The sequence below is a fragment of the Leucobacter sp. NPDC015123 genome (genome assembly GCF_043080205.1).
Lineage (GTDB): Bacteria > Actinomycetota > Actinomycetes > Actinomycetales > Microbacteriaceae > Leucobacter > Leucobacter aridicollis_A.
In genome coordinates, this window is the sequence record NZ_JBIBVH010000009.1 from 60,444 (window position 1) to 82,393 (window position 21,950).

Consider the following 21,950-nt stretch of genomic DNA (forward strand, 5'->3'; position numbering starts at 1 on the left):
GCGCGTTGTCACAGGATTCGCGCGTTACTATCAACACATGAGTGCTATCGAAGTCCAGACCCCGAAGAGTCGTGGGTTTGCAATCGTCACCATCGTTCTCGGCGCGATCGGCCTGTTTGCCTCGTGGGAACTCGCCACCGAATACATCAAGACGTTGCAGGTGGAAGACTACGTCCCCAACTGTGAGCTCTCAGTTCTCGTGACCTGCGGGCCGAACATGGACTCGTGGCAGGGATCCATCCTCGGTTTCAGCAACACGATCATCGGCCTCATGGCGTTCGTCGCCCCGATCGCTGTCGGTGTCGGCATGCTCGCCGGCGCCCGCTTCGCTGCCTGGTTTTGGTGGCTCTACCGCGCAGGCCTCGCGCTCGGCGTGATCTTCGTGTTTTGGCTCGCCTACCAGAGCATCTTCTACATCAACACGCTCTGCCCGTGGTGCATGGTCGTATGGTCAGCCACCATCCCGCTGTTCTTCTTCACTGCGTTCCGGCCAGAGGCACAGGGCTACTACGCCGCGAAACCGAGCACGCAGAAGGCGTTTGCCGCGATCAACTCGTGGGCGTGGGTACTCGTACTTATTTCGTACCTCGTCATCGCGGCTGTCGCGCAGTTCCAGCTCAACTGGTTCGCCGAGTTCTCGCGCTAAGTCGCCGAGGACGTTGGAGCGATCCGACGCCAGAGCGCGTCGACCTGCTCAATCGTCTCGCCTTTCGTACCCGAGGTGTCAATCACCACGTCCGCGATCTCACGCCGGGCCGCGTCGCTCGCCTGATTCGCGATGCGGTTTCGCGCCTCAGCTTCAGTCATTCCGCGCAGCTCAACCAGTCGTGCAACACGCGTCTCGACTGGCGCTTCCGCGACAACAATCATGTCCCAGTCAAGCCCGCCCTCGCTGGGCGTGACCCCGCTCTCCACAAGGAGCGGGATCTCGTACACGATCACCGCGTCAGGGCGGGAACGGGCCGCCGCCTGAATGGCCTCGTCTGCGAGCCTGCGCACCTCAGGATGCACAATCGCGTTGAGCGCCTGCAGTTCCTCAGGGCTCGCGAAGACACGCTCACCGAGTGCAGCTCGGTTCAAGGAGCCGTCCTCCTCGAGCAGGCTCACACCAAACCGCGAGACAACCTTGGCGAGGCCGGGCGATCCAGGAGCGACCGCGTCACGGGCGAGCTGATCAGCATCGATCCTGATCGCGCCGAGTTCCGCGAGCCGCCCGCCAACAGTGCTCTTTCCTGCCGCGATTCCACCAGTAAGGGCAATGAGTTGCATACGCCAACATTAGCGCGCCCGTAGGCTAGGAGTCAGGAGGTCACCATGCTTGAAGCCATCACCGGTCTCGCACTCGCGTCAGCCGCGGGACTCAACGCCTACATTCCGTTGCTCGGGCTCGGGTTGCTCTCGCGCTTCACTGACCTCCTGACACTACCCGCAGGCTGGGACTGGCTGGAGAACGGGTGGGCCCTCGGCGTACTCGGCGGCCTGCTCATCGTTGAGATGATCGTCGACAAAGTTCCGGCCCTTGACACGGCGAACGACATCCTCCAGACCATAGTGCGCCCGGCTTCAGGGGGCCTCGTGTTCAGCGCAGGATCAGCGAGCTCAACTGTCGCAGTCACCGACCCCGCGGCGTTCGTGAACTCCTCAGCCTTCTGGCCGTTCGTCATTGGTGTGCTCATCGCACTCGTGCCCCACATACTGAAGCTTGTGGCAAGGCCCGTGGTCAACTTCATGTCAGCGGGAGTCGGCGCGTCGATCATGAGCACAATCGAGGACGTCGCGGCCGTAGTCGTCACCGTACTCGCGATACTTCTCCCCCTCGTCGCACTCGCCCTCATCGTGCTACTCATTGTCTTCGGAGTCCGCTGGTTCAGGAAGCTGCGGCACCGCAGGCAAGGGAACAGCGGGACTCCGGCCGTCGCCTAGAGGCGTGGGATCCTGAAGCCCTCGAGGATCCGCGCCCCGAGAGCCTGTGTCCCCTCCGGTCACCAGTGCCATGCAGGAAACGCAAAAGCCCGGCCACCGCACATGCGGGGCCGGGCTTTTGGCTAGCAGCTAGTGAAAACTAGCTCGGGCTTAGTTGCCCTCGAGCTGAGCCTTGAGTGCAGCGAGTGCCTCATCGTCAGCGAGTGCGCCGGTCGAAGCCGAGTCGCTCGAGAAGTTCGAGGCCGAAGGCGCATCAATAGCGGGTGCAGCTGCCTGCTCTGCGAGCATAGCGGCGACCTGCTTCTTGTGTGCTTCCCAACGCTCCTGAGCAGCAGCGTACTCCTGCTCCCACTTCTCGCGCTGGCTCTCGAAGCCTTCCTTCCACTCCTGAGTCTCAGGATCGAAGCCCTCGGGGTACTTGTACTCGCCGTTCTCGTCGTACTCGGTAGTCATACCGTACAGAGCCGGATCGAACTCGGTGCCCTCGGGGTCGAGGCCCTCGTTCGCCTGCTTGAGGCTGAGCGAGATGCGGCGACGCTCGAGATCGATGTCGATGATCTTGACGAAGACTTCCTGGCCTGCCGAAACGACCTGCTCAGCAAGCTCAACGTGCTGACCCGAGAGTTCGGAGATGTGCACGAGGCCCTCGATGCCGTCTGCAACGCGAACGAACGCGCCGAACGGAACGAGCTTGGTAACCGCGCCCGGAGCAATCTGACCGATTGCGTGGGTGCGTGCGAATACCTGCCACGGATCTTCCTGCGTAGCCTTCAGCGACAGCGACACGCGCTCGCGATCGAGCTCGACCGAGAGCACCTCGACGGTGACTTCCTGGCCAACCTCGACGACGTCCGAAGCGTGCTCGATGTGCTTCCACGAGAGCTCCGAGACGTGCACGAGGCCGTCAACGCCACCGAGGTCAACGAACGCACCGAAGTTAACGATCGACGAGATGACGCCCTTGCGAACCTGGCCGGGCTTGAGGTCGGCGAGGAACGAGGAGCGGGTAGCGGACTGCGTCTCTTCGAGGAGCGCGCGACGCGAAAGCACAACGTTGTTGCGGTTCTTGTCGAGCTCGAGGATCTTCGCCTCGATCTCCTGGCCAAGGTACGGGGTGAGATCGCGCACGCGGCGGAGCTCGATGAGCGATGCGGGGAGGAAGCCGCGGAGTCCGATGTCAACGATGAGGCCGCCCTTGACAACCTCGATGACGGTGCCGGTGACGACACCCTCGGTCTCCTTGACCTTCTCCACGTCGCCCCAAGCACGCTCGTACTGAGCACGCTTCTTGGACAGGATCAGGCGACCTTCCTTGTCCTCCTTCTGGAGCACGAGTGCCTCAACGGAATCGCCGACCTGAACAACCTCATCAGGGTTGACGTCGTGCTTGATGGACAGCTCGCGCGAGGGGATGACGCCCTCGGTCTTGAACCCGACGTCGAGGAGAACCTCGTCGCGGTCAATCTTCACAACGGTGCCCTCAATGAGGTCCCCGTCGTTGAAGGACTTAATGGTCAGTTCGACCGCTGCAAGGAAGTCTTCGGCTGAGCCGATGTCGTTTACTGCGACCTGCTTGCTCGTGGTCGTTGCGTTCGTCATGTAATTGGTCTCCAGAATGGACAGGATATTCAGGTGGGCGCGTGCCAAATTGGCCGGAACCGAATTGCTTCGGTTCCGCGAGACGTCCCACACGTGGACATGGTTTAGTCGCCACAGATGTGACAGTTCAGTCTAACGCGCTCTCGACGCGCTCGGCAAGTGACGATTCCCGGCGCGTCGCCCGCTCGTAGTTCGCTAGTGCGCCGCAGCATTCCAGTTGGGGCCGTGCCCAAACTGCACTTCGAGCGGCACCTTGAGTTCGGCAGCTCCCGCCATATCGGCGAGTACGATCGCCTCGAGCTGTTCCTGCTCGCCATCGGCAACCTCGAACATGAGCTCATCGTGAATCTGCAGCAGCATGCGCGACTTCAGGCCAGCCTCGCGCATGTGGCCCTCAACGCGGATCATCGCGATCTTGATGATGTCGGCCGCAGAGCCCTGGATCGGCGCGTTGAGCGCGGCTCGCTCCGCATTCTCGCGCAGGATCCGGTTCGGGCTCGCGAGGTCGGGGAACGGCCGCCGCCTGCCGAAGATCGTCTCGGTGAAGGTGTCACGCTTCGCCTGCTCAACGACCGAGCGAAGGTAGTCGCGCACTCCCCCAAACCGCTCGAAGTAGTCCTCCATGAGCTGCTTCGCCTCGCCGGCGGAGATGTTCAGCTGCTTCGACAGCCCGAATGCGGAGAGCCCGTAGGCGAGGCCATACGACATGGCCTTGACCTTGGAGCGCATCTCGTTCGTCACCTCGGCGGGCGTCACGCCGAAGATGCGCGAGCCCACGAAGCGGTGCAGGTCCTCGCCCGCGTTGAACGCCTCGATGAGCCCCTCGTCACCCGAGAGGTGCGCCATGATCCGCATTTCGATCTGCGAGTAGTCAGCGGTGAGCAGTGTCGCGTATTCGGGGGCGTGGATGAAGCCCTCGCGAATGCGGCGCCCTTCCTCGGAGCGCACTGGAATGTTTTGCAAGTTTGGGTCAGTCGATGCGAGCCGGCCCGTGCTCGCGCCTACCTGCACGAGTGTGGTGTGGATCCGCTGGTCTTCAGCCCCGACAGCCTTGATGAGTGTCTCAATGATCTGCCGAAGCTTGTTCGCGTCGCGATGCGCGAGCAGCGAGTCAAGGAAGGGGTGCGGGTGCTTCTGCTGCAGATCGGCGAGCGCCGCCGCATCAGTCGTGTACCCGCTCTTCGTCTTGCGGGTCTTCGGCATGTCGAGCTCTTCGAAGAGCACCTGCTGCAGCTGCTTCGGCGACGAGAGGTTTACCTCGTGGCCGATCGAATCAAACGCGCGCTGTTCAAGCGCCGCAACGCGCTCGGTGAGCTCGGCGTTGTGCGCCTCAAGGAGCGGCAGATCGATCGCAACGCCGCGAGCCTCAAGCTGCGCGAGGATCGGCAGGAGCGGAAGCTCGATCTGCTCGTAGACCTCGGAGGTTCGGCCTTCGAACCTGCCGACGATAGCGGCGTGCACACGCACGATGTACCAGGCGAGCTGCTCAGGGGTCGCGACGCTCCCCTCTTCGGGCACAAGCTGGTTCGGGTCTCCGACAGGCACCTCCTCGCCGAGGTAGCGGAACACGGCCTCAGCGATCGTCTTCTCGGGCGCAATCGGGCGCAACACCCACGCAGCGAGCAGCGCATCGCCAGCAATCCCGTTGACTGTCACACCAACCGCAGCTGCAATGCGAAGCTGCTGCTTCGCGTCAAAGAACACCTTCGGGGCGTCAGACGCGAGCCACTCTTCGAACTGGGCATAGTCGCGGCCGCCAGGCTGCCAGACAAGCTTCACTGTCGACTCGGGAGTGGCGAGGCCAACGTCGATGCCGCCACCGGTCTCCGCCAGGTACACGGCGGGGCTCTTCGCTTTCGAGAGCCAGTCGCCGAGCTCCTCGTCAATGAGCAGGCGTGCCTCGGGCAGGCTCGCACCGATCGCAGCGGGCTTGCCCGAGCCCGTGGGTACCTCGGCACCGACGAGCTTCGCGACTCGCTGCAGCAGCGTGCGGAACTCGAGCTCCGCAAACTTCTGCTGCACGGCCTCCATGTCGACGTCGCCACGCTTGAGGTCGTCAAGCGTGAGGTCGAGCTCTACGTCACGCACGAGGCGGTTCAGGCGCCGGTTGCGCTCGGCGAGGTGCGCGTTCTCGCGCAGGCTCTCCCCGACCTTGCCGCCAATCTCGTCCTGCCGCCTGATGATCTCCTCGAGCGAGCCAAACTGGTTGATCCATTTGACGGCTGTCTTCTCGCCGACACGAGGCACGCCTGGGAGGTTGTCGCTCGTCTCACCGACGAGCGCCGCGATCTCTGGGTACTGTTCGGGGCGCACGCCGTAGCGTTCCATCACCTTGTCGGCGTCGTAGCGTGTGAGCTCGCTCACGCCCTGCTTCGACGGGTACAGCAGCGTCACATTGTCGTCAACGAGCTGGATCGTGTCGCGGTCGCCGGAGACCACGAGCACGCGGTAACCCGCGTTTGCGCCCTCGAGCGACAGTGTCGCGAGGATGTCGTCGGCTTCGTAGCCCTCCTTCTCGATCGTGCGGATCCCCATCGCGTGCAGGGCCTCCTGCAAAAGCGGGATCTGGCCCTTGAACTCGACGGGGGTCTCGCCGCGAGTTCCCTTGTATTCGGGGTACTCCTCAGTGCGGAACGAGTGCCGCGAGATGTCGAACGCGATCGCGAGAGAATCTGGGTTCTCGTTCGCGAGCAGGTTGATCAACATCGAGATGAACCCGTGGATCGCGTTCGTGTGCTGGCCAGTCTGGGTCTGAAAACTATCGACCGGGAGCGCGTAAAAGGCACGGAAAGCGAGGGAGTGACCGTCGATGACCATGAGGGTAGGCTGCTGAGTGTTATTCGACACGTACCCAGCCTACAAGGCTGAACCGACATTGAAAGAGTGGCAATGCCAGAGCACGATGCAGCAACCAGGAACCGTTTCGGAGTCGAGCCTGGAAGCGACAGCGCAGACGTAGATCTCGTCAATGCCCGCGGTCTCGGCGCTCTCGCTACACGGATGGGTATCGTCGTCACGGAGTTCACCGCCGAGCGCATTGTCGCGACGATGCCCGTCGAGGGAAACACTCAGCCGTTCGGCCTCGTTAACGGCGGCGCGTACGCAGTGCTCGGCGAGACACTCGGTTCGATGCACGCGGGCTTCCTCGCCCCAGAAGGGAAGGTTCCCGTTGGTGTCGACATCAACGCCACCCACACGGGCTCCGCCACGGAGGGCTCAATCACTGCCGTATGCACACCGATACACGCTGGCCGATCAATGACTGTGCACGAGATCGTCTGCGCCGACGACACCGGTCGTCGATGCTCGACGCTCAGGATCACGAACTTCTACAAAACCATCCCTTCGGCGTAGCGCGCCCTCAGCGCGCGACAACACCGAGAACGAGCACAACGAGAAAGACCCCGCCGCTGGCGGGGTCTTTCTCGTTGTGCTGCCCGTCGGGCGTGGCTCAGGGGCGAACGCTAGTCCTTTTTCGGCCCGAGCTGATCGATGATCGTCTTCGCGACGTCCTGCATCGTCAGGCGGCGGTCCATCGACGCCTTCTGAATCCAACGGAACGCCTCAGGCTCAGACAGGCCCATCTTGTCGTTGAGGATACCCTTCGCACGATCGACGAGCTTTCGGGTTTCGAAGCGCTCAGCGAGGTCAGCGACCTCGCTCTCAAGGGCGACGATCTGCTGGAAACGCGAGAGTGCGATCTCAATTGCAGGGATGAGGTCTGCGGGGGTGAATGGCTTCACGACGTAGGCGAGCGCGCCTGCTTCGGTCGCGCGCTCGACGAGCTCGCGCTGGCTGAACGCAGTCAGCAGGACGACGGGGGCAATGTGGTCCTCGTTGATCTGCTCGGCCGCCGAGATGCCATCAAGCTTCGGCATCTTCACATCCATCACGACGAGGTCGGGGCGGAGCTCTTTCACGAGGGCAACAGCGGTCTCACCGTCGCCTGCCTCACCGACAACGTCGAACCCGTTGTCGCGCAGCGTCTCGACGATGTCGAGGCGGATGAGGGATTCGTCTTCTGCTACGACTACGCGCCTGGGCGCGGTCGGTGCAACACTCTGGTCATTCACACCTCCAGCTTACGTTATCTCGTTTGGATAACGCCGAGATTTCTGCGCGTGGGGGAAAACGATGAACAAATCGCGTCGAACACACAGCTTCACAACAGATAAGGCCCGCGTGTCGCGGGCCTTATCTGTTGTCACTCGCGCGAGTGACCGTTGGTACCGGATGCGGGACTCGAACCCGCACGCCTCTCGGCAGCGCATTTTGAGTGCGCCGTGTCTACCATTCCACCAATCCGGCAAGAGACTCCAGCTTACTGTACTGGAGACCCGTGTTCGTTACCCCTCAGCGAGCGTGTGCTTGCGCGGGCCGGCGGCTTCGAGGTTGCCGCTCATCTCCCCTACTCGATGGATACGAAGCGTGTTCGTTGTGCCGACGACCCCGGGAGGCGAGCCAGCAACGATGACAACTCGCTCACCGAGCTCGATGTTCTCGCGCGGCTCAAGCGTGGCGTCGACCTGCGCGAACATCTCGTCAGTGCTTCCGACACGCTCCATCTCGATTGAGCGTGCGCCCCAGGTGAGCTCCATCCGCCGACGTGTCGCGACCGAGGGCGTGAACCCGATGATCGGGATCGGTGTGCGCAGACGCGACATCCTACGGACGGTGTCGCCAGACTCGGTGAACACGCAGATGTAGCGCGCCCCAATGAACTCCGCGACCTCCGCGGCAGCGCGCGTGAGCACACCACCCTGGCTGCGCGGCGCGGTCTTGAGCGGCTCGATGCGATCGAGCGCGTGATCCTCAGTCGCCTCGATAATGCGGGCCATGGTCTGTACCGCCTCGACTGGGTAGGCGCCCACACTCGTCTCGCCCGAGAGCATCACAGCGTCAGCGCCGTCGAGCACCGCGTTGGCGCAGTCAGACGCCTCGGCGCGGGTCGGACGCGGGTTCTCGATCATCGACTCGAGTACCTGGGTCGCCACGATGACTGGCTTCGCGTTGCGGCGCGCGATGTCGATCGCTTCGGCCTGCACGAGCGGCACGCGCTCGAGCGGCATCTCGACGCCGAGGTCACCGCGTGCGACCATGATGCCGTCAAACGCGTCGACGATCTCCTCGAGGTTCTCGACGGCCTGGGGCTTCTCGATCTTCGCGATCACGGGAAGGCGAATGCCTTCCTCGTCCATGATCTCGTGGACGCGCACGATGTCTGCGGCGTCACGCACGAATGAGAGAGCGATGTAGTCGACCCCGAGCTTGAGGGCCCACCGGAGGTCTTCCTCATCCTTGTCTGAGAGGGCAGGCACATTCACAGCGACGCCGGGAAGGTTGATGCCCTTGTTGTTCGAGACGCGGCCCGGCACCTCGACGACAGTGTGCACGGTGTCCTCGGTGACGTTGACCGCGCGAAGCACGACCTTGCCGTCATCTACGAGCAGCGGGTCTCCGACGCTCACGTCGCCGGGGAGTCCCTTGTGGGTCGTCCCGCAGATTGTACGGTCGCCAGGAACGTCGAGGATCGTGATCGCGAACTCGTCGCCAACCTCAAGGTCGCGCGGCCCGTCGGCAAACGTTGCGAGGCGAATCTTCGGCCCCTGGAGATCGGCGAGCACGGCGATCGGTCGCTTCACCTCAACCTCGGCGCGGCGAATGTTTCGGTAGATGCCCTCGTGGACGTTGTAGGTGCCGTGCGACATGTTCAGTCGAGCGACGTTGACGCCAGCACTGATGAGATCCAGTGTGTGATCGTAACTCGAGACCGCGGGGCCCCAGGTTGCGACAATCTTGGCGTGGCGCATGGCTACTCCTTCTATTCCGCGTTGCCGCGGTTGATCACGTGGTGAAATTCTTCGGGATCCGCAGTGTCTTTGAGGATCGAATCAGCCGGGTTTGACCGGCCGGGCAGGTAGACGCTGGTCTCGATGCCAACGTGCCTGCGGCGCTGAACGAGGTAGATGATGACGCCGAGCACGATCGCGAGCAGAGCAGCCAGCACGTTGGTGCGCAGGCCGAGGAACAGCAGGCTCGGATCGACGCGCATCGACTCGATGATCGCTCGGCCGATCCCGTACCAGATGAGGTACAGCGCGAAGAACTTACCCCAGCGGAGGCGGGTCTTGCGCTCGATCGCGAGCAGTAGGACGATCCCGACGAGGTTCCAAAGGATCTCGTACAGGAAGGTCGGGTGGAACAGAGTCCCCTCGGGCAGTCCGATCGGGAATGCCGGGTTCGAGGAATCGATCTCGAGCCCCCACGGTGCAGTTGTTGGGCCGCCGAAGAGCTCGTGGTTGAAGTAGTTGCCGAGGCGGCCGAATGCCTGTGCGAGCAGCAGGCCGGGCACGAGCGCGTCAGCGAACGAAAGGAACCGGACGCCCGTCAGCCGTGAGGCGATGAGCACGCCGATTGCGCCACCGAGCAGCGCACCGAAGATGGCGATTCCGCCGTCCCAGATGTTCCAGATTGCGTCCTTCTCGAACGGGTTCCACCACTGGCGCCCCTCCTGAAAGTAGAACCCCCAGTGAGTGACAACGTGGTAGAGCCGGGCGCCGATGATGCCCATGAGCACTGACCACACAGTGAAGTCGAGCACGACACCGCGCTCGGCACCGCGAGCGGTGAGTCGGCGGCCAGTCCAGATTGCCGCAAGGACAATCCCGAGGATGATCCACAGCGCGTACAGGTGGATAGTCAGCGGTCCGATCTGAAAGAACTGGAAGCTGGGGCTCGGGATACTGAGCGGGAGAATCATTTGCTCCTCTTTCGCGGGCGAATCTTACGTACTCGCGGCTACGAACCACCGGGCAAGGCGCACCCGGCGCATGCGCCGCTGAAATCTTGTCTCTAGCCGTGGTCTCCCCCGGCACCGAGATCAATCCTAGCTGGTGGTGCCCTGAGCGATCTCGCGAACCACCGCCGCGAGCCCGTCGACCCCGCCGTCGCGCAGCGCCCGAACAAACACCGTTCCGACGATCGCGCCATCCGCGTACTCGAGCGTCGAGGCGACCTGCTCGGCGTTCGAGATTCCGATGCCGACGCAAGCGAGCTTGTGGCCTGCCTCTCGAAGCCTGCCAGTCAGCACTCGGGCTGCGGCGTCAAGCTCAGAGCGCTCTCCGGTGATTCCCATCGTCGACACTGTGTAGACGAAGCCCGTGCTCTGCTCAGAAATCATTCTGAGGCGTTCGTCGGTCGACGTCGGTGCCGCGAGAAAAACTCGGTCGAGACCGAACCGTTCGCTCACCTCGATCCACTCTGCAGCGGCGTCCGGTGTGATGTCTGGCGTAATGAGGCCCGCCCCACCTGCAGCTTTGAGGTCACGCGCGAACCGCTCAACGCCGTATTGCACGACAGGGTTCCAGTACGTCATCACGAGCACCGGCGCGTCGACCTCGGCGGTGACGCGGCTGATCGCTTCGAACAGCTGAGACAGCTTGAAGCCTGCTTTCAGTGCAGTCTGAGTTGCCTCCTGGATCACGAGGCCGTCCATCACCGGGTCAGAATATGGCACGCCAAACTCAATCACGTCTGCACCGGATCGCGCCATCGCAATCGCGGCGTCGACGCTCGTGTCGAGGTCGGGGAAGGCGACAGGCAGGTAGCCGATGAGAGCGCCCTTGCGCTCGCGCTTGGCGGTGAGGATCGTGGCTTCAACGCGTGATGTGCTCATTCGGCGGCCTCCTCGGCAGCATCAAGCTCGGTGCCGTCAAACAGCCCAAAGTATCGACCAGCGGTAGCCATGTCTTTGTCGCCTCGGCCAGACAGGCTCACTGCGATTGTCGCGTCCGGGCCCAGCTCCTTGCCGATCCGGATCGCGCCTGCGAGGGCGTGCGCCGACTCGATCGCCGGAATGATTCCCTCGGTCTGGCTCAGCAGTCTGAGCGCCTGCATCGCCTCGTCATCGGTTGCGGGGATGTAGGTCGCGCGACCGATATCTGAGAGCCACGAATGCTCAGGCCCAACGCCCGGGTAGTCGAGACCAGCCGAAATCGAATGCGACTCGATTGTCTGACCGTCTTCGTCCTGGAGCACGTAGGTGCGCGCGCCGTGCAGCACGCCGGGGCGGCCACGCTCGATCGACGCCGCGTGGCGATCAGTGTCGACGCCGTCGCCCGCCGCTTCAACGCCGTAGAGCGCGACGCCCTCGTCGTCGAGGAACGCGTCGAACATGCCGATCGCGTTCGATCCGCCGCCCACGCACGCGACAACAGCGTCAGGGAGCCGACCGTTCTTCTCAAGCAGTTGGGCGCGCGCTTCTTCAGAAATCACCTTCTGGAAGTCGCGCACCATCGCCGGGAACGGGTGCGGCCCGGCCGCAGTTCCGAAGATGTAGTTGGTTCGCTCAACCGTTGCGACCCAGTCACGGTAGGCCTCGTTGATCGCGTCCTTGAGCGTCCGAGAGCCGGTGGTGACTGGCACGACCTCGGCACCGAGCAGCCGCATGCGCGCGACGTTCAGGGCCTGTCGCTTGGTGTCGACCTCGCCCATGTAGACAACACACTCGAGGCCGAGCAGCGCGGCTGCGGTTGCGGTAGCGACGCCGTGCTGACCCGCCCCTGTCTCGGCGATAACACGAGTCTTCCCGAGACGCTTGGTCAGGAGCGCCTGACCAAGCACGTTGTTGATCTTGTGCGAGCCAGTGTGGTTCAGATCCTCGCGCTTCAAAAAGATGCGCGCACCGCCTGCGTGCTCTGCAAACCTCGGGACCTCGGTGATCGGTGACGGCCGGCCGGCGTAGTCTCGCAACAGCTCGGCAAGCTCCGCCTGAAACGCAGGGTCGGCCTTCGCCTCCGCATACGCGTCAGAGAGCTCATCGATCGCGGCGATCAACGATTCGGGCATGAACCTGCCGCCAAAGGAGCCAAAGAATGGCCCCTCCTGATCCCTGAGACTCGTCACTGAGGTCTGGTCTGACATTGTCGCCTTTCGAAGGTGGAACGAACGGCGTCGCGCTGGGCGCCGAAGAGCGTACTAGACGCTCAAGAACGAAGCGAGGGTCGCGATCGGATCGCTCGTCACGAGCGCCTCACCAACGAGGATCGCGTCGGCGCCGGCCTCACGGTAACGCACGACGTCGTCGATGCCGAGCACTGCCGACTCTGCGACGCGAATCACGCCCGCAGGGATCTGGTCGGCGACGCGACCGAACAGGTCGCGATCAAGCTCGAACGTCGACAGGTCCCTGGCGTTCACACCGATGAGCTGCGAACCGAGGTCAACAGACCGCGCGACCTCGTCAGCAGAATGCGCTTCGACGAGCGGCGTCATGCCGAGCTCGAGAGTGAAGGAGTACAGGCGCTCTAGTGTTTCCTGCGGGAGCGCTGCGACAATGAGCAGCACGAGGTCGGCGCCTGCGGCACGCGCCTCGAGGATCTGGTACTCCTCGCCAATGAACTCCTTGCGGAGCACAGGAATACTGACGGCCTTACGAACCGCATCGAGGTCGTCGAGCGACCCCTTAAACTTACGCTCTTCGGTCAGCACGCTAACGACGCTCGCGCCGCCAGCTTCGTACTGGCTCGCAAGAGCGTGCGGTTCGGCGATTTCTGCGAGGTCTCCGCGTGACGGGCTCGCACGCTTCACCTCGGCGATGACCCGAATATGGTCAGCCGGGGCGAGGTGCGCGAGCGCGTCAAGGGCTGCTTGACGCGCAAGCGCCTCAGCCTCTACGACTGCGTACGGCCTGATCTGCCTGCGGGATTTCGCGTCCTCGAGCGAACCCTGGAGGAGCTGATCAAGCACAGTTAGTCGTGTGACTTCGGGGTGAAACGGGGGCCGTTCACGCCGTAACCGGCCTTCGCCAGGACGAACCCGAGGATCAGGCCGAGCGCGACGACGCCAACACAGACCCACACGAGGGTCGGCATGTGCAGGAAGAAGAAGACAGTTCCGGCAGCAATGCCAATGAGCATCACCACCACTGCTGTCCATGCCGCGGGCGAATCGCCGTGACCGGGGTCTCCGTGCTGGTTACTCATGTATCTCCTCTGGCAGGTGTGCACATTCGGACGTCTCAATCTTACCGGGAACTCCCAGCTTTCAGCGAATGCGGCGCGCGTGGCGCACGCGCTTCACTGCCGCGAGTCTGAGTCGCTCTGTTCTGAGTCGGCGCTCGCAACCTCATCTGAGATGGCGTCGTCGAGGTAGTCGTCGTCAGTGGGATCATCACCGTCTGACAGCGCCTCCCAATCAGAAATGCGGTCTCCGGTTGCAGTTCCGGCCGCGCGAGCCCGCTTCGATTCGGTGCTCGACTCGTACTTTCGGCCGCCCTGTTTCCACCGCGAACCGAACAGCAAGATGAGCACGCCAGCAAGCGCGAGCACAATGCCGACAGCGACAGTGACTGCCGGCCACGCCGACACTGCGACCGAACTCACCAGCGCTGACTGCGCCTCACCCGCGATACCGCTGACCCCCTCGAGCGAACCACTGGCACCATCAAGCGGGTTCACGATCGCTTCAACGCCCGAATAGGCGAGGCCTCCCCCGAGCACAATGATGAGGAGCGCGATGACCCGGCGAAAACCTCTGCCGGCGATCGTGAGCACCAGAGCAGTGGCGAGCGCCGCGAGAGCGATCAACGTGAGAGCCGGGGTGATCTGCTGCCCGGTCACCGCGAGTTCTTCGACGGTGGCGACGCCGGGCAGTAACTCAATGTGAAGCCACGGCTGCACAGACGCAAGCAATGCTGCAGCGCCCGCGAGCACGACAAGACCGATGAGGCCCCCTTTGCCAGTGAGCTTGCTCCGCTTACCGTCAGACATGCGCTTCCATTCTCGTCAGGGAGTTGGCGATAGCAATCGCCCTGAGGGGTGCCGCTGCCTTGCTCTGGCACTCGGCGTCCTCTGTCTCGGGGACCGAGTCCGCGACGATGCCTGCGCCTGCCTGCACCATCGCAACGCCGTCGCGAATAGTCGCTGTTCGAATAGCGATCGCCAAGTCCGCCGCGCCGCCAAGCCCGAAGTACCCGACCACGCCCCCGTAGACCCCACGCTGCACAGGCTCGAGCTCGTCGATGATCTCAAGCGCCCGCGGCTTCGGCGCGCCGCTGAGCGTCCCCGCCGGGAACGTCGCGCGGAACACGTCAACGGGGTTCTGGTCAGGCCTGACCTGCCCCTCGACCGACGAGACAATGTGCATGATGTGACTGAAACGCTCGATGCGCATGAACTCGGTCACCTCGACGCTGCCAGGCTCACACACTCGGGCAAGGTCGTTGCGCGCGAGGTCGACAAGCATCAGGTGCTCTGCCCGCTCCTTCTCGTCAGCGAGCAGATCCTTCGCGTACTGGTTGTCCTGCTCTACGGTGTCGCCGCGGGGGCGCGATCCCGCGATCGGGTGAGTCATCACGTGGCCGTGCTCCTGCACAGTCACGAGCGCTTCGGGGCTCGAACCAACGACTGAGAACGGCACTCCCCCGTTGTCTTCGAGCTGCACGAGGTACAGGAACGGGCTCGGGTTCAGATGTCGCAGCACTCGGTACACATCAAGCGGGTCGGCAGTGCATTCCTGATCGAATCGCTGCGATGGAACGACCTGAAAAATGTCGCCGTCGACGATGTACCGCTTCGCCGCGTCAACAGTCGCCATATATTCGGGAGTCGTCGTGAGTCGTTGCGGGTCAGGAAGCGCGGCGCGGTCGAGCACGCCAAGTGGCGACGACTCGGGGGCCGCGAGCGCGGCCTGGAGTGCGTCGAGGCGCCGCTGCGCGTCGGCCCACTGCGCGTCAGCTGCTTCTCCAGCCGGCGCTTCCGTGCCGCTTTGCGAAAGGGCACCGTCGTTCAAGACATTCGCTATGAGGATCACCGAGCCCTCACGATGATCGATCACGACGAGTTCCGAGACGAAGCTGAGCCCCTGCGTTGGCAAGCCGCTCGGGACCGCCGGCGGTGAGTCGAGGCGCTCGAACTGACGCACGGTCTCCCAGCCGAGGTATCCAACGAAACCACTCGCGAGCGGAGGAAGCCCGGGCACCTGCGGCGCCTTCCAACGCTCGTATGCCGCGCGAAGCGCCTCGACAGGCTGCAGGTGGCTCACGCCGCCAGGCAGCAGGCGATCCTCATCGAGCGCACGCGCGGGGCCCGCGCCGGCAGTCTCCCCGAAGCCACCCACGCTTGGCGTCCACTGCGCGAAGCCGTCGCGCTCGCCCAGCACGCCAAAGCTGCCGGCGCCGACGAAACTGAAGCGTGTCCACACCCCGCCCTGCTCAGCAGACTCGAGCAAGAACGTACCGATTCGCGACCCCGCGACTTTTCGGTAGATGCTCACTGGAGTGTCAGCGTCTGCGAAGACCTCGCGGCGGACGGGAATGACAGCGTGCGCGGATCGTTCGACCTCGAACTCCTCGCGGGTGGTGGTGTTGCTCACGAACTCAGCTTATCTCTCGGGGTATCCAGGTCGTCTGTGCGGGCCGCCGAGCTCCGGCAGGCAGGTGCGCTAGTCGACGTCCGGGCTGCCTGTAACAGCGGGCAGCCCGCGGCCGTCGAAGCACGTGCGGCTGCCCGTATGGCAGGCAGCGCCGATCTGCACGACGCGCACAAGCAGGGTATCGCCGTCGCAGTCAGCGGCGACAGACTGCACGTACTGGCGGTGGCCCGACGTGTCGCCCTTGCGCCAGTACTCTCCGCGGGAGCGCGACCAATACGTCACGCGGCCAGTCGACAGGGTGCGGCGAACTGCCTCAGCGTCCATCCAAGCGAGCATGAGCACGTCACCAGACTCAGCATCCTGCACCATAGCTGGCATCAGGCCGCCCTCGCCAAACTTCAAGCCGTCGATGGCGGCTTCAACTGCTTCTGCGGGTATCGCGCTCACGCTGCACCTCCCGTCGCGCCGAGGCGCACAGTGTGGCCCGCATCTGCGAGCGCGCCCTTCACGTCACCGATAGTGAACTTGCCGTAGTGGAACACCGAAGCAGCGAGCACGGCATCCGCGCCAGCATCAACTGCGGGAGCGAAGTGCTCGAGCTCGCCTGCCCCGCCCGACGCAATCACAGGCACGCTTGCGAGCTCTCGCACCCTGCGAACGAGTTCGAGATCGAAGCCGTCCTGGGTTCCGTCGGCGTCCATCGAGTTCACGAGTAGCTCGCCAGCGCCACGCTCAACGGCCTCAGCACACCACTCAAGCGCATCAAGGTCAGTCTCACGCTTGCCACCGTGCGTCGTCACGACAAAACCGCTCGGCATCCGGTCGCTGCGCCTCACATCAAGCGACAGCACAAGCACCTGTGCGCCGAAGCGGTCTGCGATCTCGCCGATCACCGCGGGGCGAGCGATCGCACCAGAGTTGATTCCAACCTTGTCGGCCCCCACCTCGAGCAGGCGTGCAACATCATCGACCTCGCGGACGCCGCCGCCAACGGTAAGCGGGATGAAGACCTGCTCGGCAGTACGACGCACAACGTCGTAGGTCGTCGCCCGGCCGTCTACCGTCGCGGTCACATCGAGGAACGTGAGCTCATCCGCGCCCTGCTCCGCATACTTCGCAGCAAGCTCGACGGGATCCCCCGCGTCTTGGAGGTTCAGAAAGTTCACGCCCTTCACGACGCGCCCGCCGGCGACGTCGAGACAGGGGATCACACGTACTGCAACAGACATGAGTGCTCCTCTCTACAGACGTGCGGCGTGGATCGCGGTGACGAGAATTGCACGGGCACCGAGATCGTAGAGCCTGTCCATGATCGTGTTCGCGTCGTCAGATGGGACCATGACACGCACAGCGACCCACTCCTCATCACGCAGCGGTGATACCGTGGGCGACTCGATGCCGCCGGCGACGGCGATAGCGTCGTCAAGGTGCGCGACCGGGAGATCGTAGTCCATGATCACGAACTTTCGGGCGACAAGCACGCCGCGCAGGCGGCGCATCAGGCGCTCCATGCCGGGGTGCTGGCTCGGGCCGCCAATGAGCACCGCAGTCGAATCGAGAATGACGGGGCCGAAGATCTCAAGGCCTGCGGCACGGAGTGTCGCGCCCGTCGAGACGACGTCGGCGACAGCGTCAGCGACGCCGAGCTGAACCGCCGACTCGACAGCACCGTCAAGCTTCACGAGTGTCGATTCAACGCCGTGTTTACGCAGGAAAGTGTCAACGAGGAGCGGGTAGCTCGTCGCAACACGCTTTCCGTGGAGATCGGTGAGCTCCTTGATGTCGCCCTCCGCGGGCGAGGCGAAGCGGAATGTCGAATCTGCAAAGTCGAGCTCGGCGATCTCGTGCGCTTCAGAGCCAGAGTCGAGCAGCAGGTCCCGGCCAGTAATGCCGACGTCGAGCGCGCCCGACCCCACGTATGTGGCGATGTCGCGCGGGCGAAGGTAGAAGAACTCGACGTCGTTCTTCGGGTCAGCGTGAACGAGCTTGCGGGAGTCTTTTCGGCCGGAGTAGCCGGCCTCAGCGAGCATCTCCGCCGCGATCTCAGACAGCGAACCCTTGTTCGGAACTGCAATGCGCAGCATGTGGAATTTCCTTCCATCGTGGCCGGCGCACGAGAGTGTTTCGGCCGAGTGAGTTGTAAAGGTCAGCGAAACGCGCCGACGCATGGCTCAAGCCGAGCGTCGACGCTACAGATGCGCGTACACGTCTTCGAGGGTCATGCCCTTTGCGAGCATGAGCACCTGAAGGTGATACAGCAGCTGGCTGATCTCCTCGGCACAGGCTTCTTGCGACTCGTACTCGGCCGCCATCCATACCTCTGCCGCCTCTTCGACGATCTTCTTGCCGATCGAATGCACGCCAGCGTCCAGCCGGGCGACAGTGTCGCTGCCCTCGGGCCGCGACGCGGCCTTCTCGGCGAGCTCGGCGAAGAGCGTGTCGAAGGTTTTCACTCGATAACCCTATCAGGGCTGGCGGCGGACCCGTGCCACGGTCCCGCCGGGGCGCCCCAGACCCGACTGCAGCGTTGCCGCAACCACAAGCCAGCACAACCACAACCACAACCACAACCACAAGCCATGGGATCTGCAGTTGACATGTCCAAAGTGCCAGCGGCCGGGCATTGGAACAGCAGATGACATTGACATTGCCCGGAACCCCCGTGACGACGAGGCGGAGCCCTCGAGCAACGCGGCCGCCCGGCTAGAGCGGCGGAACGCCGAATGGTCGAGGCCGAAACCTAGTTGGCGACGCCCGAACGCTGGGGGATCGCCGCTTCGACGAGGGCGACTGCAATCGGGTGAGGCTCGCGCTCTTGCGGCACCGCGATAACGTGTCGCCGAGCTCGGCCTTCAATGACTGGCAGCATCCGCATCCCGTCGGGCACAAGCTTTCTCCCGAAGCTCGGCACAATTGACACTCCGAAACCGCGCTGAACCATCGCGAACATTGACCCGATGTCGCGTACCCGGTGCCTGGCAGCGAACGTGAGCCCGACCGCCTCGTGCATGTCGCGAACGTGGGCTTCGCATCCCCCGGTAGTCACGATCACGCCGTCCTCGGCAAGCTCCTCGAGGGGGATCTCCGCGAGTCCAGCAAGTGGGTGATCATCGGGAACAACCGCTGCGTACTCGTCAATCGCAATGAGCTTCGCCCCCGGAGGAAGTTTGGGCGGGTCGACGAGCACTGCCACATCGACAAACCCGTTCTCAAGCCACACTGGCATCTCATCGTCATCACCCTCTACGACTTCGACACGCACGTCGGGCAGCGCCCCGCGCCACTCGTCAAGAAGTTGCGGAACGAGCCCCTGGCACACTGTGGGCACAGCCCCGAGCCGCACCGAGCCCGCGAGCGCACGATCGCCCCGTGCGGCAACCTCGACCGCAGTGATCGCGGCCACCGCGGTACGCGCATGTGGCAACACGCGGAGCCCCAACGGAGTCGGCACGAGCGGGTCATCACGCTCGACAACGGGTCCGCCAAGCTCCCGCTCGAGCGCAGCGACCGCGTGCGAGACCGCAGACTGGCTATTGCCCAAAACAAGCGCCGCGTGAGTGAACGACCCCTCGTCAACGACTGCCACAAGCGTGCGAAGCTGCTGCACGGTGATGCTCATGAATTCTCCTCATGCCAACATGAGGTAGATGCATTTGCCTCATAATTTCGGAATTTCTAAGCTAACCCACATGGCGCAGCCCAGCAAGAACCGAACGACGATCCTCACCTACTCTGCCCTTGCGCTCATCTGGGGTTCCAGCTTCCTCCTCATGAAGCTCGGACTTGTCGGCCTGTCCCCCGGTCAGGTTGCGCTCGGCCGAATCGCGCTTGGTGCATGCACTCTCGCTGCAATCATGCGCCTCACCCGTCGACGATGGCCCCGCGAGCGACGAGTCTGGGCACACATGATTGTCATCGGCGCGACCCTGTGCACCATCCCATTCACGCTCTTCGCCTGGGCAGAAACGGTGCTCCCGACAACCGTGGCGAGTATCGCGAACGCAACGACGCCCATCATGACCCTCCTACTCACGCCGCTGTTGATCCCCGCGGAGAAGTTGAGTCGGCGGCAATCAATCGGACTAGTGACAGGCATCATCGGCGTCGCGGTCCTTGTGGCACCGTGGCGGTACCTCGCAGCCGACGGAAGCGTCTCACTGCCCGGGCTCGCAGCGTGCCTCGCGGCTACGCTCTGCTACGGCTTCGGGGGCCTATACATGCGAAAGTTTCTCTCCCGAACTGGGCTCGACGCGGTCACGGCAGCTGCGATGCAGCTCACCACCGCGAGTCTGCTCGCGCTCGCGGCAGCGCCGCTCATCTCGCTCGAGCCGGTGCGACTCACACCGAGCGTCATCGCTGCAATGCTCGCACTCGGAATCCTTGGAAGCGGCGTCGCGTACATCTGGTACACAGGCATCATTCGAGCGTGGGGCCCGGCACGTGCGTCAACAGTCACGTACCTCACCCCCGTTGTGGGCGTCACGCTCGGCGTCGCGGTGCTCGGCGAATCTGTCCACTGGAACGAACCAGTGGGTGGGGGCGTCATAGTTCTGGGAGTGCTCGCCAGCCAGGGGCTTTTCGACAGGCGAAAGCGACACGGCGACACACCGCCAGTGGCTAGCCCTGCCGCACTCCGCTAGCTATGGCGGCCGCGCGCCGGCGTACCAGGCGCGCCGCCTTCGATCGCGCGTTCGAGGCGCTCGAGCTTTCCATCGAGCTCTCCGGTGAAACCTGGCCGAATGTCGGCCTTCATCACGAGAGATACCCGCGAGCCGTACTTCGCCACGGCCTCTGTCGCGCGCTTGACGACGTCGAACACCTCGTCCCACTCGCCCTCGATCTCGGTGAACATGCTGCTCGTTCGGTGAGGAAGCCCCGAGGCTCGAACGACGGCAACGGCCTGTGCGACCGCCTCCGATACGGAACCGTCAGAGCTCGATTCGCCCCCACTCGGAGCGACAGAGAACGCGAGAATCACAACCAGGTCCTTTCCACGTGGCGACGCACTCAAGGTAGCGCCCTCCAGCAGAGTATCGGTTGGCTCCCTGCAGATTTGCAGGGAGCCAACACCGCTACTCCGTCGGCAGAATGTAGACCTTCCGCAGATCCTCGTGGATCACCCATTCGGTACGCATGCCTGCGGAGAGGCGCCCGAGCGAGCCCGGCCGTAGCTCTAGCACGGTCGCCGGATCGCCGCCGTCAGCAAGAATTGTTACCGTAGCGCTCCCGCGGAGCACAACGAAGCATTCGTCGGCTTCGACGTCGATAGCGGTCCCGGCTGTCATCTCCCAGACGCCGAGGGAGACGCCCGGCCCTGCATCGATATCGATCGCGCCGGCAAGCGGCGCGCCGGCGCGGACCTCCTCGACAGGCAAGTCTTCAAGTGGCAGCGCCAGAGCGAGCGTATCGAGCACCGCGCCCGCCTTCAGCGGCGCGTCACCAGCGGGTGGCGGGACTGTCTCATCCTGAGTCATAGTATGTCTCCTTCGACTGTGCCGCGTGCGCGGCAGTTATTCACTGCGAGGTGAGCTCGTCGAGCTCACCTCGCTTGTCATCTGCTGCCTCAACCGCGGGCTCGGCCGGCGTGTCGCCGACGCCCCAGCCATAGGCAAGCTTGTATGCCTCGAGAACGAAGAACGTCTCGGCGCCGATAATTCCGTCTTGTTTCGGGAGGCGGTCGTGGAGAAATTCGGTGTAATGCGCGACATCGCGACACACGACTTCCACCATGACGTCAAACGGTCCCGTCGTGAGCACAACGTAGCTCGTCTCAGGGAGCTTCGAGAGCTCCTCGCACACGAGCCGGGCTTTGCCCATTTCACATTTCAGCCCGACGAGAGCGAGCCTGTCGAATCCGATCCTGAGGGGGTCAGCGACGCCGACGATCTGAAGCGTCCCCGATTCCTCGAGGCGCTGTACCCGGTAGCGCACCGACGATGCCGGGATCCCGGTTTCCTCAGATATCTCCTTAAACGATCGTCGGCCGTCGGTCTGCAGGATGGCGATGAGTCGCCTGTCGATGTCGTCGAGGTCGGTTTTCATGTGGGCTCCTTCAA

Annotated in this window: 24 protein-coding genes and 1 tRNA gene; 4 read left to right on the top strand and 21 right to left on the bottom strand. The window is 63.6% G+C overall.

The window, feature by feature from the left end; translation table 11 throughout:
• The first annotated feature begins 37 nt into the window (after positions 1-37).
• Positions 38-646, top strand: a complete 609-nt coding sequence (locus tag ACF07D_RS14540) for a vitamin K epoxide reductase family protein (RefSeq protein ID WP_119279425.1) — start codon at positions 38-40, stop codon at positions 644-646.
• Here ACF07D_RS14540 and coaE read toward each other — a convergent pair.
• Positions 643-1,269, bottom strand: a complete 627-nt coding sequence (coaE, locus tag ACF07D_RS14545) for a dephospho-CoA kinase (RefSeq protein WP_391505383.1) — start codon at positions 1,267-1,269, stop codon at positions 643-645. The genes ACF07D_RS14540 and coaE overlap by 4 nt on opposite strands.
• A 45-nt stretch (positions 1,270-1,314) precedes the next feature.
• Here coaE and ACF07D_RS14550 point away from each other — a divergent pair, with 45 nt between their 5' ends.
• On the top strand, positions 1,315-1,923 hold the full coding sequence (locus tag ACF07D_RS14550; protein WP_391505384.1) for a DUF4126 domain-containing protein: 609 nt from the start codon (positions 1,315-1,317) through the stop codon (positions 1,921-1,923).
• A 150-nt stretch (positions 1,924-2,073) separates the two neighbouring features.
• Here ACF07D_RS14550 and rpsA read toward each other — a convergent pair whose 3' ends face one another.
• Both rpsA and polA read right to left on the bottom strand, forming a co-directional pair.
• Complete coding sequence (gene rpsA / locus ACF07D_RS14555) at positions 2,074-3,522, bottom strand: 30S ribosomal protein S1 (RefSeq protein ID WP_119279626.1); 1,449 nt, start codon at positions 3,520-3,522, stop codon at positions 2,074-2,076.
• Positions 3,523-3,717: 195 nt separating this feature from the next.
• Complete coding sequence (gene polA / locus ACF07D_RS14560; RefSeq protein WP_391505440.1) at positions 3,718-6,339, bottom strand: DNA polymerase I; 2,622 nt, start codon at positions 6,337-6,339, stop codon at positions 3,718-3,720.
• Positions 6,340-6,411: 72 nt separating this feature from the next.
• Here polA and ACF07D_RS14565 point away from each other — a divergent pair, with 72 nt between their 5' ends.
• On the top strand, positions 6,412-6,876 hold the full coding sequence (locus tag ACF07D_RS14565) for a hotdog fold thioesterase (RefSeq protein WP_119279416.1): 465 nt from the start codon (positions 6,412-6,414) through the stop codon (positions 6,874-6,876).
• A 110-nt stretch (positions 6,877-6,986) separates the two neighbouring features.
• On the opposite strand, the gene ACF07D_RS14570 is transcribed toward ACF07D_RS14565, so the two are convergent.
• The 15 genes from ACF07D_RS14570 to ACF07D_RS14640 all read right to left on the bottom strand — a co-directional run bounded on the left by ACF07D_RS14570 (position 6,987) and on the right by ACF07D_RS14640 (position 19,513).
• Positions 6,987-7,595 carry a response regulator gene (locus ACF07D_RS14570; RefSeq protein ID WP_119279414.1) on the bottom strand — a complete coding sequence of 203 codons (609 nt, stop codon included), beginning with the start codon at positions 7,593-7,595 and terminating at the stop codon, positions 6,987-6,989.
• A 151-nt stretch (positions 7,596-7,746) separates the two neighbouring features.
• Positions 7,747-7,830, bottom strand: a tRNA-Leu gene (locus tag ACF07D_RS14575).
• A gap of 38 nt (positions 7,831-7,868) precedes the next feature.
• On the bottom strand, positions 7,869-9,332 hold the full coding sequence (gene pyk, locus ACF07D_RS14580) for a pyruvate kinase (protein WP_391505385.1): 1,464 nt from the start codon (positions 9,330-9,332) through the stop codon (positions 7,869-7,871).
• 11 nt (positions 9,333-9,343) lie between these two features.
• Positions 9,344-10,282, bottom strand: coding sequence for a prolipoprotein diacylglyceryl transferase (gene lgt / locus ACF07D_RS14585; protein ID WP_255809612.1), 939 nt, complete (start codon positions 10,280-10,282; stop codon positions 9,344-9,346).
• Between the two features lie 126 nt (positions 10,283-10,408).
• Positions 10,409-11,197: a tryptophan synthase subunit alpha gene (gene trpA, locus ACF07D_RS14590; protein ID WP_391505386.1), complete on the bottom strand. Its 789-nt coding sequence runs from the start codon at positions 11,195-11,197 to the stop codon at positions 10,409-10,411.
• Positions 11,194-12,444, bottom strand: coding sequence for a tryptophan synthase subunit beta (gene trpB / locus ACF07D_RS14595; protein ID WP_391505387.1), 1,251 nt, complete (start codon positions 12,442-12,444; stop codon positions 11,194-11,196). Before trpB ends, trpA begins: the two co-directional genes overlap by 4 nt.
• 54 nt (positions 12,445-12,498) lie before the next feature.
• The gene (gene trpC / locus ACF07D_RS14600; protein ID WP_119279404.1) at positions 12,499-13,269 is read right to left on the bottom strand and encodes an indole-3-glycerol phosphate synthase TrpC; all 771 of its coding nucleotides are present in this window, start codon (positions 13,267-13,269) and stop codon (positions 12,499-12,501) included.
• 2 nt (positions 13,270-13,271) lie between these two features.
• The gene (locus ACF07D_RS14605) at positions 13,272-13,505 is read right to left on the bottom strand and encodes a DUF6704 family protein (protein WP_119279402.1); all 234 of its coding nucleotides are present in this window, start codon (positions 13,503-13,505) and stop codon (positions 13,272-13,274) included.
• A gap of 93 nt (positions 13,506-13,598) precedes the next feature.
• A complete protein-coding gene (locus tag ACF07D_RS14610; protein WP_255809611.1) occupies positions 13,599-14,291 on the bottom strand; it encodes a Trp biosynthesis-associated membrane protein in 693 nt (230 codons plus the stop codon).
• Positions 14,284-15,894 carry an anthranilate synthase component I gene (locus ACF07D_RS14615; protein WP_391505388.1) on the bottom strand — a complete coding sequence of 537 codons (1,611 nt, stop codon included), beginning with the start codon at positions 15,892-15,894 and terminating at the stop codon, positions 14,284-14,286. Before ACF07D_RS14615 ends, ACF07D_RS14610 begins: the two co-directional genes overlap by 8 nt.
• 69 nt (positions 15,895-15,963) lie before the next feature.
• Positions 15,964-16,341, bottom strand: a complete 378-nt coding sequence (gene hisI / locus ACF07D_RS14620) for a phosphoribosyl-AMP cyclohydrolase (protein WP_391505389.1) — start codon at positions 16,339-16,341, stop codon at positions 15,964-15,966.
• Positions 16,338-17,123 carry an imidazole glycerol phosphate synthase subunit HisF gene (gene hisF / locus ACF07D_RS14625; protein ID WP_119279395.1) on the bottom strand — a complete coding sequence of 262 codons (786 nt, stop codon included), beginning with the start codon at positions 17,121-17,123 and terminating at the stop codon, positions 16,338-16,340. Before hisF ends, hisI begins: the two co-directional genes overlap by 4 nt.
• A 12-nt stretch (positions 17,124-17,135) precedes the next feature.
• On the bottom strand, positions 17,136-17,978 hold the full coding sequence (gene hisG / locus ACF07D_RS14630) for an ATP phosphoribosyltransferase (protein ID WP_391505390.1): 843 nt from the start codon (positions 17,976-17,978) through the stop codon (positions 17,136-17,138).
• Between the two features lie 105 nt (positions 17,979-18,083).
• Positions 18,084-18,347, bottom strand: coding sequence for a phosphoribosyl-ATP diphosphatase (locus tag ACF07D_RS14635; protein ID WP_391505391.1), 264 nt, complete (start codon positions 18,345-18,347; stop codon positions 18,084-18,086).
• A gap of 287 nt (positions 18,348-18,634) precedes the next feature.
• Positions 18,635-19,513, bottom strand: a complete 879-nt coding sequence (locus tag ACF07D_RS14640; protein WP_391505392.1) for a LysR family transcriptional regulator — start codon at positions 19,511-19,513, stop codon at positions 18,635-18,637.
• Between the two features lie 70 nt (positions 19,514-19,583).
• Here ACF07D_RS14640 and ACF07D_RS14645 point away from each other — a divergent pair, with 70 nt between their 5' ends.
• On the top strand, positions 19,584-20,534 hold the full coding sequence (locus ACF07D_RS14645; protein WP_391505393.1) for a DMT family transporter: 951 nt from the start codon (positions 19,584-19,586) through the stop codon (positions 20,532-20,534).
• Here the strand turns inward: ACF07D_RS14645 and ACF07D_RS14650 are convergent.
• The 3 genes from ACF07D_RS14650 to ACF07D_RS14660 form a co-directional block, all read right to left on the bottom strand.
• Positions 20,531-20,872, bottom strand: a complete 342-nt coding sequence (locus ACF07D_RS14650) for an MTH1187 family thiamine-binding protein (RefSeq protein WP_391505394.1) — start codon at positions 20,870-20,872, stop codon at positions 20,531-20,533. The two genes, ACF07D_RS14645 and ACF07D_RS14650, sit on opposite strands and share 4 nt — an antisense overlap.
• A gap of 94 nt (positions 20,873-20,966) precedes the next feature.
• Positions 20,967-21,368 (bottom strand): cupin domain-containing protein, encoded by a 402-nt coding sequence (locus tag ACF07D_RS14655; RefSeq protein ID WP_391505395.1) that lies wholly within the window; start codon positions 21,366-21,368, stop codon positions 20,967-20,969.
• Between the two features lie 40 nt (positions 21,369-21,408).
• On the bottom strand, positions 21,409-21,936 hold the full coding sequence (locus tag ACF07D_RS14660) for an Lrp/AsnC family transcriptional regulator (RefSeq protein WP_391505396.1): 528 nt from the start codon (positions 21,934-21,936) through the stop codon (positions 21,409-21,411).
• Between the last annotated feature and the right edge of the window lie 14 nt (positions 21,937-21,950).

Coding starts and splice junctions, on each gene's coding strand:
- lgt (WP_255809612.1), bottom strand. CDS start 10,282: ATGATTCTCCCGCTCAGTATCCCGAGCCCCAGCTTCCAGTTCTTTCAG.
- trpA (WP_391505386.1), bottom strand. CDS start 11,197: ATGAGCACATCACGCGTTGAAGCCACGATCCTCACCGCCAAGCGCGAG.
- trpB (WP_391505387.1), bottom strand. CDS start 12,444: ATGTCAGACCAGACCTCAGTGACGAGTCTCAGGGATCAGGAGGGGCCA.
- ACF07D_RS14605 (WP_119279402.1), bottom strand. CDS start 13,505: ATGAGTAACCAGCACGGAGACCCCGGTCACGGCGATTCGCCCGCGGCA.
- ACF07D_RS14655 (WP_391505395.1), bottom strand. CDS start 21,368: ATGACTCAGGATGAGACAGTCCCGCCACCCGCTGGTGACGCGCCGCTG.
- pyk (WP_391505385.1), bottom strand. CDS start 9,332: ATGCGCCACGCCAAGATTGTCGCAACCTGGGGCCCCGCGGTCTCGAGT.
- ACF07D_RS14645 (WP_391505393.1), top strand. CDS start 19,584: ATGGCGCAGCCCAGCAAGAACCGAACGACGATCCTCACCTACTCTGCC.
- coaE (WP_391505383.1), bottom strand. CDS start 1,269: ATGCAACTCATTGCCCTTACTGGTGGAATCGCGGCAGGAAAGAGCACT.
- ACF07D_RS14640 (WP_391505392.1), bottom strand. CDS start 19,513: ATGAGCATCACCGTGCAGCAGCTTCGCACGCTTGTGGCAGTCGTTGAC.
- polA (WP_391505440.1), bottom strand. CDS start 6,339: ATGGTCATCGACGGTCACTCCCTCGCTTTCCGTGCCTTTTACGCGCTC.
- hisG (WP_391505390.1), bottom strand. CDS start 17,978: ATGCTGCGCATTGCAGTTCCGAACAAGGGTTCGCTGTCTGAGATCGCG.
- rpsA (WP_119279626.1), bottom strand. CDS start 3,522: ATGACGAACGCAACGACCACGAGCAAGCAGGTCGCAGTAAACGACATC.
- ACF07D_RS14660 (WP_391505396.1), bottom strand. CDS start 21,936: ATGAAAACCGACCTCGACGACATCGACAGGCGACTCATCGCCATCCTG.
- ACF07D_RS14540 (WP_119279425.1), top strand. CDS start 38: ATGAGTGCTATCGAAGTCCAGACCCCGAAGAGTCGTGGGTTTGCAATC.
- hisF (WP_119279395.1), bottom strand. CDS start 17,123: ATGTCTGTTGCAGTACGTGTGATCCCCTGTCTCGACGTCGCCGGCGGG.
- ACF07D_RS14550 (WP_391505384.1), top strand. CDS start 1,315: ATGCTTGAAGCCATCACCGGTCTCGCACTCGCGTCAGCCGCGGGACTC.
- ACF07D_RS14565 (WP_119279416.1), top strand. CDS start 6,412: ATGCCAGAGCACGATGCAGCAACCAGGAACCGTTTCGGAGTCGAGCCT.
- ACF07D_RS14610 (WP_255809611.1), bottom strand. CDS start 14,291: ATGTCTGACGGTAAGCGGAGCAAGCTCACTGGCAAAGGGGGCCTCATC.